The 13,854-nt window shown below is 48.7% G+C and carries 9 protein-coding genes and 2 pseudogenes; all 11 read right to left on the bottom strand.

All coding sequences use genetic code 11. The annotated features are described in order from the left end of the window. Positions 1–257: 257 nt before the first annotated feature. On the bottom strand, positions 258–1,238 hold the full coding sequence (locus FS665_RS22315) for a T6SS immunity protein Tli4 family protein (protein WP_256675131.1): 981 nt from the start codon (positions 1,236–1,238) through the stop codon (positions 258–260). 365 nt (positions 1,239–1,603) lie between these two features. Next, complete coding sequence (locus FS665_RS22310) at positions 1,604–2,584, bottom strand: T6SS immunity protein Tli4 family protein (RefSeq protein WP_145193400.1); 981 nt, start codon at positions 2,582–2,584, stop codon at positions 1,604–1,606. A 592-nt stretch (positions 2,585–3,176) separates the two neighbouring features. After that, complete coding sequence (locus FS665_RS22305) at positions 3,177–4,055, bottom strand: T6SS immunity protein Tli4 family protein (RefSeq protein WP_145193398.1); 879 nt, start codon at positions 4,053–4,055, stop codon at positions 3,177–3,179. Positions 4,056–4,570: 515 nt separating this feature from the next. Further along, the gene (locus tag FS665_RS22300; protein WP_145193396.1) at positions 4,571–5,551 is read right to left on the bottom strand and encodes a T6SS immunity protein Tli4 family protein; all 981 of its coding nucleotides are present in this window, start codon (positions 5,549–5,551) and stop codon (positions 4,571–4,573) included. Between the two features lie 404 nt (positions 5,552–5,955). Beyond that, complete coding sequence (locus FS665_RS22295) at positions 5,956–7,086, bottom strand: T6SS immunity protein Tli4 family protein (RefSeq protein WP_145193394.1); 1,131 nt, start codon at positions 7,084–7,086, stop codon at positions 5,956–5,958. A 420-nt stretch (positions 7,087–7,506) separates the two neighbouring features. Continuing rightward, positions 7,507–8,487, bottom strand: a complete 981-nt coding sequence (locus tag FS665_RS22290) for a T6SS immunity protein Tli4 family protein (protein WP_256675130.1) — start codon at positions 8,485–8,487, stop codon at positions 7,507–7,509. Between the two features lie 413 nt (positions 8,488–8,900). Then, a pseudogene (locus FS665_RS23470) lies at positions 8,901–9,419 on the bottom strand (contractile injection system protein, VgrG/Pvc8 family); the annotation flags it as partial. A gap of 440 nt (positions 9,420–9,859) precedes the next feature. After that, entirely contained in the window at positions 9,860–10,585 is a 726-nt protein-coding gene (locus FS665_RS22280) for a T6SS immunity protein Tli4 family protein (RefSeq protein ID WP_145193390.1), read from the bottom strand. Positions 10,586–10,623: 38 nt separating this feature from the next. Continuing rightward, on the bottom strand, positions 10,624–10,935 hold the full coding sequence (locus tag FS665_RS22275; protein ID WP_145193388.1) for a hypothetical protein: 312 nt from the start codon (positions 10,933–10,935) through the stop codon (positions 10,624–10,626). Continuing rightward, positions 10,929–12,632 (bottom strand): alpha/beta fold hydrolase, encoded by a 1,704-nt coding sequence (locus tag FS665_RS22270; protein WP_256675129.1) that lies wholly within the window; start codon positions 12,630–12,632, stop codon positions 10,929–10,931. Before FS665_RS22270 ends, FS665_RS22275 begins: the two co-directional genes overlap by 7 nt. Before the next feature lie 219 nt (positions 12,633–12,851). Next, positions 12,852–13,854, bottom strand: a pseudogene (locus FS665_RS22265) (DUF2345 domain-containing protein); the annotation flags it as partial.

The following is a 13,854-nucleotide window of genomic DNA, read 5'->3' as shown; positions in this document are numbered from 1 at the left end:
GTTCCTAGCCAGGTGAGTCGTAATAGATTCCCTGCCTGCAAGCAGCTGGGTTACGTGTGCTATCGTTACCGTGTGCAAAAGCCGCCCGAGTGGTCCGAAAATCTCTGAAGCTTGCCGATAAAAATAATGGCGAGCGCCTATCATGGATGGGTCTGGATATCGCTCAGAATCATACGCAAAGGCTCACTCAATATCGCAACCTGATAGACTGACTATTCGTAATAGATTGTGCATAGTCACTCTATACGGTCTTTTCTTTACTCCGAGAGAGGTTTGAAATTGGCTAGCATGCGATCCCAGAATGCTAATGCCTCATCGTCAGACGAAAAGTTACTTCCTTCTTCGTGTGTGCCAAGTTCAATGGCAACGTAAGGTCGGGTATTTGATTCCAGCGTTCCTTCGTACTCGAACTGGAATGCATAAAATTGCTTGCCATCGATCGATGTGCTAATCGCGACTTCTTCACCGTTTAAGTCGCCAATGCTCCGCTTTTGTTTTCGCAATGTTCGCATCCGGCCCGAGTTGGCCAGTTCATTTAAGGAGCTGTCATACTCATGATTATCAAATCGCTGCAGAAGAGTTGGTTCTTTCTCTAGGATGCCTTTGGTCAGAAGACTTATATAGGTGCCCGGGTGTCCGGAAATTTGGGCGCCCATATAGATGGACTCAAAGAATTTGTCATTGGGGAGTGTGGTATAGCCGGCTTCAATGGCAAAACCGCCCGGCGGAGGGGCCTCATTGGGGTGGCGGAAGAAAATTGAATTGCTCAACAGGCGCATTTTTTCAATGCCGCCAGGTATGCTTTTTTCGGTAATCGTTTTTGCCATCAGGTGATAGAGTGTATTTTTATTTGAAAGTAGGTATGCATTGAATGTGTAGAACTCACCAAGCCGAGACAGGAGCAGCATGCTGCCATTGTCTAAAGGCACTGTTTTTTCGTAACGACTGCTGGTGCCTCGAGCAATACCTTTTTTGAGTTCTTCTGTTTTTTGGTTTACTAAGATCGGCAGGTTGGCGCGTCCGTTTTTACTGACCAGTACAAGATTTTCGTTGAAGATTTTATAGTCTGCCGAAATCTCCGAGCCTTTCGGTAGGGTGATCTCGAAACGGCCAAAATAATGGGTAGTCCAGTTTTTATCGTTCATGGCATTGCCTTCAATTTCGTTTGCGGCCGCAACGGATATGTTGAGTAACCAAAGGGCAAATAGCGTTAGAGAAGCTTTATACATACTGCGCATTTACTGCTCCTTGGGCACCGTTAGCCGATCTGTGCAGATAGGCGAACTAAGCTATACAGTGTCGCAAATCGAGTGCGCCCAGCCTTGTCGGTATAGGCATCTTGATAGCCGTAACCTGTTGATTGATTGTGCATTCTTGCAGTATTGGTTCAACAGCCCGCTGTTCTGCCCATGCGCGAAGGCGCCCTGGGCCCCCGGCTCTTTAGGTGGAGACCAAGACGAAAAAGCAGGCTCTTCCGTCGCCAGGGTGGTAGTGGGCGCGCTGGGCCTGCAGCTGATCGGCACCCAAACGGGGTGGTCAGCAGCAGCAGGCGGCTGCTCTGCGAGAGCAGGGGGATCGAAGTTCATATCCATGACGACGTAGGTTATAGTCGTTTGATGCTGTTTACCAAGGTGTCCCAGAACTTGATGGCATCCTCGTCATTATTGAAAGTTTCGCCTTCATCCAAGGTGCTTAGTTCGAGAACTGTATAGGGTTCCCTGCTCGATTTAGGCGTGCCTGGATACTCTATACGGAATGAATAAAAGTTTCGGTCGTTGGCCCGGGTTTTCAGCAGAAGTTCTTCAAATGGTAGTCCGGCAACTGTTCTCTTTGTTTTTCTCAAAAGTTTGGTGCTCGTAAGCACTTTTTGGAGCATTGGAGTTACAATTCCTCCAGTACGCTCCTCGTAACGTTCGATCAGTCCAGGTTCTGGTTTTCGTATTACCTGCGTATCGAAAATGACATGAATCCCTGGGATTGTGGAAATAGGTAGGCCTATTGAAACTTGCTCAGGGTATTTGTCCGACGGAAGAGTCAGATACCCCGCATCAACAGCGAAAGTGCCTTCAGGAGGATGCGAGTCTGGGTGACGGTAATGAATCATCGAATTTAGGTCTTTCGCAAGTCCTACGGCCCTATCGAAAGCGTCTGTTGAAATTGATTCCACAGTCTGGCGATAAAGCGTATTGCTGGAGGTTAGGTAATATATATCAAAATCATAATTTGTTAATTTGGATACTACAATAACGCCGCCGCCATCCATGGGGATCTTCCGATCAAATTCCTTGTAGCCTGCTTTGTGAAGCTTATTTATTTCACTAATGGATCCGTCGACTTTTTTGTTGATGTCTCGTTTTCCATTTTTGCTTATGAGCTCCAAGTCTTTCTGGACTATTTTATAAGACGTCCAAATGCCTGACCCATCTGTAGGGGCCGAGATGGAATAGCGCCCAAAGTAAAATGTATTTAATCGAGGATTCATGCCTAGTGCTCCGCTTTCGGCAGTGGAGGAGAAAATTATTGCGAAAACGCTAAACAGTTTTAGAGTGCTCGCTAAGGCTTGGTGAATGTTAAATTTCAACATGGGCGGAAAGTCTCACTATGCTATATAGAGTGGCGTAAAGCGTCCGTTCGTCCGGACCGTTATAGGCATTTTGGTGCTCGTAGCCAGTAGTTTGGTTGTAAGCGCCAGTTTCACAAACATTTGGGTGACCCACTGAATTCTTACCGTGAGCAGACGCAGCTTTCACATTTGGGAAAGCTTTTGAACTCCCGGATGAGGAAACTGGAACAGTGCCGTCGCCGGGTGTAAGTTTAGGCCCGAAAGTGAATATGGGCTTGCAGCTGGTCGGCACCCAGTGGGGTGGTCAGCTGCTGCAGACGGCGGCTTTGCGAAGGTCGGACAGCGAAGATTCGGTCCGTTTTAATTTTTCCTTTTATAGAATTCATAGATTACTAGTTTAGATGCGCTACATGCTGCCCACCATCTTGTCCCAGAACGTCATAGCTTCATCGTCACTTGTAGATGTCTAAGGTGCTTAGCTCAAGGACAATATAAGGCTCTAGGCTATTTTCCGGTGTGTCTGGAAGCTCTATCCGGAAGGACGGAAAATAGCCAATAGCGGCGATACTAAAGCTCATTCAATATTTAAGCTGCCAAAATGTTTCTCGATAATTCATGTGCGTTCCAGAGATGCGACAATTTTATCCCAAAAAAGAAGGGCCTCTTCGTCGCTTTCAAACCCCGGACCGCCTTCTACAGTACTCAATTCCAAAACTGTATATGGCTCTAGGCTAGACTCAGGTGTGCCGGGATACTCCAAACGAAACGAATACGATATTTTGCCATCGGCAGCCGATTTAAGCAGTACTTCTTCGAATTGAAGGCCGTTAACGGTTTTTTTTGATTTTCGAATCAGCGTTGTTCGTGAGAGAACACTGTTCAGAAGAGGTGTGATTACGCCCGAGCGTCTTTTTTCGTAACGTGAAATGAGTCCTTCTTCAGGTGCGCCGATCACTTGCGTGTCAAATGTCAAGCGGATTCCGGGCTTGGATGTAACAGGTAAACCTATAGACACTTGTTCAGGGAATTTATCCAGCGGGAAATTCATATAGCCGGCTTCTATAGAAAAAGTGCCAGCCGGTGGTTTTGCAGCAGGCACTCGGAAATGAATGCTGGCGTTTATTTCAACCACAACCGACATGGCTTTCTTGTATGAGTCAAGATCAATAAATTCCACTCGCTGCTTGTACAAGGTATTATTGTCGGTGAGATAAAATATATCAAAGGTATAATCGGTAGACTTTGAAACAACGACAGCCCCGCCGCCATCTAATTGTACTGTTTCGGCATAGGCCGGGTATCCAGCTTCGTGAAGTTTATTTATTTCGCTGATGGTGCTACTTATTCTTTTGTCAAGTTCGTGCTTGCCATTTTTGCTGATTAGCTCGATTTTCTTTTCGCCGATTTTATAAACTGACCATACCTTAGGGTCTGTGCTCGGTGCTTCAAAGCTAAATCGTCCAAAGTAAAATCTTGTGTTTGTTTCGGCCATTGAGTGTGCTCCTGCGCTGAATACAAAAACTAGTATGGCGGCTAAAAATACAACTGGCTTGAAGTAGGGCTGACGCTTACAGTTTGATTTGTACATTTTTTGATATTCTCACTATGCTATACAAAGTGGCATAAAGAGTCCGGCCATCTGGATCGTTATAAGCACTTTGGTGATCGTAGCCTGGCGTGTTGTTGTACATGCCGGTTTCACAGACGTCCGGGTGTTAGGTTGAGTTTTTCCCATGGGCGAAAGCAGCTTTAACTTGATGGAAGCCTCTTAAGTTCTCAGATAAAACAGCATCGCTGCCGAGGTAGCCCACGCATTCGACCAGGGAATGTGGCGTGGCCTGGTAGCCGTCGTTGCGGAATAGGGCGAGCCTGGCGGCAGCCCACTGGTTCCGAAGGCGCGGGCGCGTCGGTTCTGCAGTGCATTGGGAGCCAATAAAATGGTCATCTGCAGCAGGTAACCCGTTTGAGAAAATGGGGTGCCATACGTCCGGTACATGACAACGCAGGCTATAGCCGTTTGATGCTGTTTACTAAGCTATCCCAGAACTCGATGGCATCTCCGTCAGTATTGAAAGTCTTACCCTCATCCAGAGTACTCAGTTCCAGAACCGTGTAGGGCTCTCTGCTCGATTTCGGTGTGCCTGGATATTCTAGACGGAATGAATAGAAGGTTCGATCATTAGACTTGGTCTTCAGCATAAGCTCTTCAAATGGCAGTCCAGCAACTGTTCTTTGGGCTTTTCTCAAAACACTGGAGTTCGTCAGAATATTTTGTAGCATTGGCATTACAACCCCTGATGTACGCTGCTTGTAACGTTTTAACAATCCAGGCTCTGGTTTTCGTATCACTTGCGTATCGAAAATTACATGAATTCCTGGCACTGTGGAAATGGGCAGGCCTATTGAAACTTGCTCAGGGTACTTGTTGGAGGGAAGAGTTAGATAGCCAGCATCTACAGCAAATGTTCCTTCGGGAGGACTGGATTCTGGGTGGCGGTAATGAATCATTGAGTTTAGGTGTTTCACGAGTGCTACAGCTTTATCGAAAGCTAGTATTGAAATGGATTCCACAACTTGACGATAAAGCGTATTTCTGGAGGTTAGATAGTATATATCAAAATCATAATTTGTCGATTTGGATACTACAATGAAACCTCCTCCATCGAGCGGGATTTTCTGATCAAATCCTTTGTACCCTGCTTTGTGAAGCCTATTGATTTCAGCAATGGACTCGTCTACTTTTATATTGATGTCTCGCAAGCCGCTTTTACTTATGCACTGTAAATCTTTGTGGATTATTTTATATGAAGCCCAAATGCCTGACCCATCCGTGGGAGCCGAAATGGAGTATCTGCCAAAGTAAAAAGTCTTTTTTTGACTATTCATGTCTAGTGCTCCGCTTTCGGCGGTTGTTGAGATAAATATTGCGACAGTACCAAATGCTTTTAGAGCGCGCGTTAAGCTTTGGTGGATGTTAAATTTCAACATGGGCAGAGATTCTCACTAAGCTGTGTAGTGTGACACATAACGTTCGGTCGTCATGATCGTTACATGTTTTTGGTGCTCACATTTATTTGAGCCTGTCGCTGGGTTGCTTATCTTACAGCAGGCAATGTCGGTGCCAATCACAAGTGGAACTTAATCCGATGTAACAGTACGTGGCATTGGCATAAACGTTAGCGCTTTTCATGGGACTGGTTATAGAATGCAGAGTTACAAGCCCCGCTGACTTGTTGTCAAACACGCATTGTGTTCAAGTCGGATGCTGCTAAATAGATGGAGCCGGAGCGATGGAGAATGCCATGAATATAAAATTGAAGCTATATGCCTAAATTATGCTGCGGGTGCGAAGAGACATGCATTCTAGTGCACGCCGCAGCTTAGTTGCCGAACTATATCCGCTGTAAGCTCTCTACCACATCATCCCAGAACTTGACAGCTTGTTCGTCGCTTTCAAATCCGGGGCCGCCATCAACTGTGCTAAGTTCAAGAACTGTATAAGGCTCTAGACTGAGTTCAGGGGTGCCTGAAAATTCCAGTCGGAAAGCATAAACGTTCCTCCCTTCAGTGGTGGTTTTTATTAGTAGCTCCTCAAAATTCAATCCGGCAACTTTTCTTCCGCCTTTCCTGATGACGCTTGAGCTTGCTAGAAGATTTTTTAGAAGAGTCAAAGCGCCCGTCGACCGCTCCTTAAATCTAGTCAAAAGTCCGGGCTCGGGCTTTCCAATCACTTGCGTATCAAAAGTCAAGTGAATGCCCGGAACTGAGGATACCGGTAATCCGATTGAGACTTTCTCATCGAATTTGTCCACCGGCAAATCCATATATCCGGCTTCTAGCGCAAAGGCGTGGCTCGGTGGCCGCTCCGAGGGATTCCGATGGTGGATGAGACTATTCAGTTCTTTAGCTCTAGCGACTGCTTTGTCAAAAGCGCTCACCGGTATGGATTCGACTGTTTGGCGATAAAGTGTATTTTTTTCTGTTAAGTAGTAAATGTGAAAACTGTATTTATGACCTTTGGATACTACAATTGCCCCTCCGCCGTCAAGCGGAAGTGTATGATCGTATTCATCGATATAACCAGCATTATGCTTGCGAGTTATTGTGGCGATTGTTTCTGCAGTGCTTTTAGGGAGATCGCGCCTACCATTTTTGCTGATGAACTCAATTTTCTTCTTCACTACCTCATACGATGACCATATATCGCTTCCGTTAGTGGGAATCGCAATCGAATATCGCCCGAAGTAAAAGGTCTTTTTGTCAGTTGTCATATTCTTGGCTCCGGCTTCAGGCGCACCTCCTATGGCTACAGGTACGCCATTCAGTTCAAGTAATGCGCCATCAAAAACGGCGTCTTTTGGCAAAGAAATTCCGAACCGACCTACTCGGACCATTTTTGTTGGATTTTTAGTTGAGGCCATCGCTGCTGATGCACCTCTTGCAACAGGGATGGTCAGTGAGGCAATCAATGAAGTACAGCCAATCACAAGTGCAACTGCACTCGTTAAAATGGTACGAGACATTAACATAGATTTTTAACGCCTTTCTCGATACTGATTGTAGAATGCGGAGCTATTATCGCTGCTGGCTTTTTGTTATATGAGCATTGCGTTCGAAGCTGGAGAGTGCTGCTGAAAGTTTTATGTGGTCCGTCACAGCGGCGGTAGATTGCGAACGCATTGTGCCGTCAGCCGAATCATCCTGCTAGGCCATCGCCTCATGATAGACTCATCTGCTTGTCCAAGCCTGAATCAAAGTTATTCTTCAGCCAGCTCTAAGGGGGGCTGGTGTTCGTCAACGGTGCAGGGCTGAGAGCACCTGTCCGGCATGGATCTGGATATCGGTCGGAGTTAGAGCCATACGCAAACGCACCTTAAATATCGCAACCTGACAGAGTGACTACCTGTCACAGATTGTGCATAGTCACTCTATATGGTCTTTCTTTATTCCGAGAGGGGTTTGAAATTGGCTAGCATGCGATCCCAGAATGCTAATGCCTCATCGTCAGATGAAAAGTTACTTCCTTCTTCGTGTGTGCCAAGTTCAATGGCCACGTAAGGTCGGGTATTTGATTCCAGCGTTCCTTCGTACTCGAACTGGAATGCATAATATTGCTTGCCATAGATCGATGTGCTAATCGCGACTTCTTCACCGTTTAAGTCGCCAATGCTCCGCTTTTGTTTTCGCAATGTTCGCATCCGGCCCGAGTTGGCCAGTTCATTTAAGGAGCTGTCATACTCATGATTATCAAATCGCTGCAGAAGAGTTGGTTCTTTCTCTAGGATGCCTTTGGTCAGAAGACTTATATAGGTGCCCGGGTGTCCGGAAATTTGGGCGCCCATATAGATGGACTCAAAGAATTCGTCATTGGGGAGTGTGGTATAGCCGGCTTCAATGGCAAAACCGCCCGGCGGAGGGGCCTCATTGGGGTGGCGGAAGAAAATTGTATTGCTCAACAGGCGCATTTTTTCAATGCCGCCAGGTATGCTTTTTTCGGTAATCGTTTTTGCCATCAGGTGATAGAGTGTATTTTTATTTGAAAGTAGGTATGCATTGAATGTGTAGAACTCACCAAGCCGAGACAGAAGCAGCATGCTGCCGTTGTCTAAAGGCACTGTTTTTTCGTAACGACTGCTGGTGCCTCGAGCAATACCTTTTTTGAGTTCTTCTGTTTTTTGATTTACTAAGGTCGGCAGGTTGGCGCGTCCGTTTTTACTGACCAGTACAAGATTTTCGTTGAAAATTTTATAGTCTGCCGAAATCTTCGAGCCTTTCGGTAGGGTGATCTCGAAACGGCCAAAATAATGGGTAGTCCAGTTTGTATCGTCCATGGCATTGCCTTCAATTTTGTTTGCGGCCGCAACGGATATGTTGAGTAACCAAAGGGCAAATAGCGTTAGAGAAGCTTTATACATACTGCGCATTTACTGCTCCTTGGGCACCGTTCGCCGATCTGTGCAGATAGGCGAACTAAGCTATACAGTGTCGCAAATCGAGTGCGCCCAGCCTTGTCAGTATAGGCATCTTGATGGCCGTAACCGGTTGACTGATTGAATATTCCTGTCTTGCAGTATTGGTTTAACGCCCCGCTGTTCTGACCATGCGCGAAGGCGCCCTTAACCCCCGGCTTTCCACGTGGAGACGAAGAGGAAAAAGCAGGCACCGTTCCGTCGCTAGGGTAATAGCCCGGGCCAATTTCGAGTGTGTACAATCCATTGAGTTCCACTTGGGCATCGAGATTGTCACCGCTCAGTTTTGCATTCTTTGCGTCGAGACCTTTCAAGTTTTTTGAGCCCCACTCAATAGTACCCCAAGTATAAAGCTTCGGAGATTTTGACTCGGCAGCGCACCAGCGCTGCACGAAGTTGGCGTCGGTTTCGTTGAACTGGGTGACGTAGGACAGCGGCGCATACTCGCGGCGCAGGTCGAGGCGGTAGTTGCCCTTGGCTTGTTCGTACTGGCTGAACACCGACTCGAGGATGGCGGGCAGGGTCTTGTCCTGCCAGATGCGGCAGTCGCTGCGGTACTCGAGCAGGCTGAACCAGGGCGCGAACACCAGCTGCCAGTCGTGCAGGCCGCCGTCGCTGCCCAGGTAACGCACGCTCTCGACCAGGCCTTGGCGTGGGGCCTGGCTGCCGTCGTCGCAGAGCAGGGCGAGGCTGACGGGCTGGCCGATGAGTTTTTCCGGGTCGTACTCGGTGTCCTGCACCAGCACGTCGAGGGTGTAACGCGGGGTGCGGCCAATGCGCTCGACGCCGTGGGCGCGCAGGGCCTGCAGCTGGTCGGCACCCATTGGGGTGGTCAGTTGCAGCAGGCGGCCGCTTTGCGAAAGCGGGGTGCCGAAGGCCAGGTTCATGACACGGGAACAGCCGCAAATTTCAACTCAGAGGAAGAAGAGCAATAAGCGCAACAGTCAATTGTAGCAGCAGTATAATTTTCAACCATCTTGGCTTTCGCACGCAGAAGAAATAGATTGCATTAAGTATGAGGGTTAGGAGATTTGTGACCCATAAGGAAAATAGTGCGAATATTTTCTGATATCCTCCTATGCCAGGCATAGTGCCATGGCTCGGTCCGGTTAATAAAAAGAGGGAAAGAATCGAGCCGGCGATAACAAGTCCTATGCTGATGGTTCCTAAGTAGCGCGTCTTTGGGGACGTAGAAGTCATTGGCAATTTTCTCTTTGCGTAGTTGGCATGATGCAATAGGCGCTCTGTCGCTCGGTTATCCCGAAAATCATCGCACTCATGCCGAATCCCCTGTAACAGACCAGAGACTCTATTGTTTAGACGAAAACTAGTGTGGGGCGAGGGAGTTGAGAGCGTCATCCCAGATATTCATAAATTCTTCCTCATCAATCAAATTCGCTTCCTTTGGATGAGGGAATCCTGTGCCATTCTTCGGCGGTTGTTTGGTCGTGTAGCTGTAATCCAAATCGAAACGAATTTCAGGCTTGTCATCGCTATTAGGCTCGCCTGGATAATACCAAACGGCATTAATCTCGGTCAGATATCCCTCTCCGGATTTTTCTGTGCTTGCTTCAATTATCTCCTCACCTGGAAGATTGTTGATAGTCCGCTTAGTGTTGCGATAGGTGCGGTGCTGGTACTCCGATTTCATCATCCATGCGGCCCCGTCGGTCGGTGCAAAGCCGCTATTGTTTCTTTGAGATAAATATTGATTGGCCACACCGCCATATTGTTTGGATGTGAATTTCGCCCTCAAGTCAGGATGCTCTGCGAATTTAAAGTCTACATAAACACCTTCGTTGCCGGTCTGATGAGTCAAGCAGCCACTCACGTAGCAGATGCCTTGTTGATTATCAATGGTGCTGGTGCTGAGCGGTATTGAATTAAGAATTATGCTTATTTGTTTTTCCTTGTTGAGCGTGCTGTCGTTGCCAAGTACAAATTTCATGTTGTTGAACCACTGGTATGCCAGCGTGGAGTACACTATTTTGTTAATCGGCTCGCCGTCGAGTCCTTCGCCGGTAATTCGAGTATGGTCGTACTTAAAGATCACGGCTCCATCTTCTAATAGCTCCTTGGTTGCTTTATGTTCTACATTGCCGAGATTTCGCTCTTCGATGGTAATCCAGTTTTTTTTGCCTCTCGCTCCACACGGGCCTTTATGTAGCCTGGTGTAATGGCTACAGGCACGCCATTTAGTTCGAGTAATGCTCCATCAAATACGGCGTCGTTCGGCAAATCAATACTGAACCGACCTACCCGGACCATTTTTGTAAGATTTTTAGTTGGTTCCATCGCTGTTAGTGCTCCTCTTGCAATAGGGATAGTCAATGGGACAGTCAATAAAGCACCGCCGATCACAAGTGCAACTGTACCCGAGAGTGCGGTACGAGGCATTAGCATAGGGTTTTAGCGTCCTTGGCGAGGATGATGATCGAGTGGAGCGTAATCGCGCGAGCCGACTTGTCATTGTAAGAAGCGCTGTGCTCAAAGCCAGAAAGACGAGCTGAAAATTTGATATGGTCCGTCACAGCGGCAGCAGAGTGCGAAGGCACTGTGCCATCACCGGTGTCATCCTGCGAGGCCATCGTCGCATGATAGGCATCCCCGCTATATTCAGCACCTATGACTGCGGGACCATGCAGCGGCTGGTAGGCAATCTTGCCGGCCGTTTGCGGGTTATTGAGTGTCAGATAATTGATTCTGTTATCTGTAATCAGCTTCAGGTGTGGCGTCGCCTCTTTTGACGATGTAGGAGAAAATTGGCCTGTCATATTTCTAAATGCTTTAAGCACCCAGTCAATCTTGTTCCAGGCGGGGAATTTACTGTCAGATCCAAAATGCGCATACGTTTGAGGGTAGTAGTAAGTTCCCAATGCAGCATGGAAGTTCTGAGCCATTTTCAGGTTTTTTAAATATAAATTCCAGCCTTCTTCAAGTCCCTCTCGATTTTGCGCGCGAGGTTCTACCAAGCGTGGGTCGCAAAGACGCCACCAAGCAGTAGTCTTCGAATAAATTTCATCGTAGGGGTTGGACGTCCGAGGTAGTGACATCAAGATGGGGCCGTCTTTTTTTTCCCAGCGGACATTCAGCCAACCGTTGCCGTAGGGTTGATTTGGGAGCAACTGTAAAGGACCTGGGGCGCCGAAGACCGGGGTGACCTCATCAGCATTTGCGCCTATCGCCAATCGCCCTGTGAAATCCTCCCAACCGGCTCTCACGCGCCGATATGCTGTGCCTGCACCAATAGCAGGCTGTACGCCGTGGACAACCCCCAGTATATTTTGTGGATGTTTTTGCGCGCAGCGCCTCCCTACAAGACCACCCATTGAGTGAGTAACGAGGATGACATTATCGCACTTCAACTTCAGTCGCGAGTTGCAATCGTTGAGAACATATTGAATGTAATGAGCCAGTTCATCAGCCGATTCCTCATTGCTTTTCAACCAATTATAACCGCACGCATATACTGGATAACTCCATGAGGAGGCTTTCTTGTAGGCATCCAAGTCTAGCGCTTCATAACCCTTGATTGACTGAATGCTGCCCTCAAACGCAAGCATGGCACCTTTAATCCGCGGTTTTGTTTTACCATCATCATGATAAAGGCTTCTGAGCTCTGTTTCGAGAAAGCTTAAGATTGGTCCATAGCCACCAAGGTCGCTCAAAAGAACCGAACCCCATCCCCGTCTTTCGATCTCATCCTTGGGCAATGGGCATGTTTTCAAATCGAACCCAGAGAAATCCGCTTCTCCTATTTCCCTAGGAACTTTTGTTTGTTCTGGGTCTAGCAGGGTCTTCTTTTCTGCTGGGCTGAGACGATTGAATCCTCCAATGACGCTTAATATTCCCATCCATCCCAAACTGTCAGGGAACCAGCTCCATCGCCCCTTTAATTTTTTTACAAGATTCTTGTTGTTCTTTCCTGTCGCGAGTAGCGGTGTACCCATGATCCCAGGTACGAAAATGACAGGAATTGCCTGTCTTGGACTTATGTATAATAGGTTGTCTGAACAACCCTGACGCTCCAGCGGCGCTGATGCCTGTTCACGCCCGTCAGGCCCTATCTGAATTTGGAGTGTGGTTTCTCTCTGGTCCATGCGGCACCTTTGCTTATTCAATAATCTTGAAGAGGTATTTGCCCAGCATGTCGCTTTTTTGCTGTTGGGCGCGTCCGTCGGCATCCGTTATTCCGCTGATAATGCTACCGTCTTCTCGATGAATTTCATATTTCACATTACGTGCCACTTCACCGTTTTGATATTTAAGTGCTATGCGTTTTTCAAAGTTTGCATCAGGCATATCATTGTAACTGTGTGATAAACTTGTAGGACCACTGAAGGTCTTCTTCGCCCCTTTGACATCAATCGTGCCCGGCGCATGGATTTCGATGTTGCCGCCCTTGATGCGGATGTAACCGCCACCGCTGGTCAACAGGATCCCGTCCTTGGCAGCGATCTCGATACCGGCAGCTGTGGAGCTGAGCTTCATGTTCTGCAGTGATGTGAGCAGCATCTCATCGTTCTGCGCCTGTAATTCCACCTTGCCCTTGGCGGCAAACAACTTGGCTCCCGCGTTCTGCGCAAACAGGCTGATGCTCTGCACCACGCTGGCCAGCAATGACTTGCCGCTGGCGATACTGACATCTTCACCCGTACTCACAGTCAGGTGCTTGCCACTGTGCAAGTGGGTGTTCTGCGGGGTGGCGGTGGCGATATCGGCTGGGGAGGAGGCGATCAGCAGTGGCTTCTGGTACCCCGGCGTCTCGCCGCGACCGCCGCTACGCATGGCCCAGGCGGTGTCGCCGCCGTTGCGTTGCTGCTCGCTCGGGCCCTGGCTCGGGCTGCTGTTGTCGCTGCCGTAGGTGACGTCGGCGTCGGCGTTGAGCTGGGTCAGGCTGTCGAGGCCGGCTTGGAGAGCGTCGGCGTTGTGTTGCTTGGCCGTGTCGGACAGGGTCTTGAGGCGCTGTTCGCTGTTCTGCAGCTGCTGCTGGGCTTCGCTGATGTCGAGCTGGGCGCCCTGGGCGTTGCTGCGCTTCCAGGTGCTCAGGTACAGGCCTTGCTGGGCGCGCAGGGCGCCGTAGGCGTCGGTGCGCAGTTCGAAACCTGTACCGCGCAGGGCGCCGCGGTGGTTGCCGCGCTGGTCGATCAGGTAGCCGAGGTTGAGCTGGGTATGGCCGTGGCTGCTGTGCAACTGGGTGCGCACCTGGCCGGTGGAGTCGTCCATCACCCACTGGTTGAAACCGCCGCCGCCGATTTCCTTGCTTTTGTAGCCGCTCATCAAACCGCTGGAGTGCCAGGCCGGTTTGTGGCCGCCGTACAC

Source organism: Pseudomonas sp. URMO17WK12:I11 (genome assembly GCF_007677725.1).
Lineage (GTDB): Bacteria > Pseudomonadota > Gammaproteobacteria > Pseudomonadales > Pseudomonadaceae > Aquipseudomonas.
This window is presented reverse-complemented; position numbering and strand designations above follow the sequence as displayed.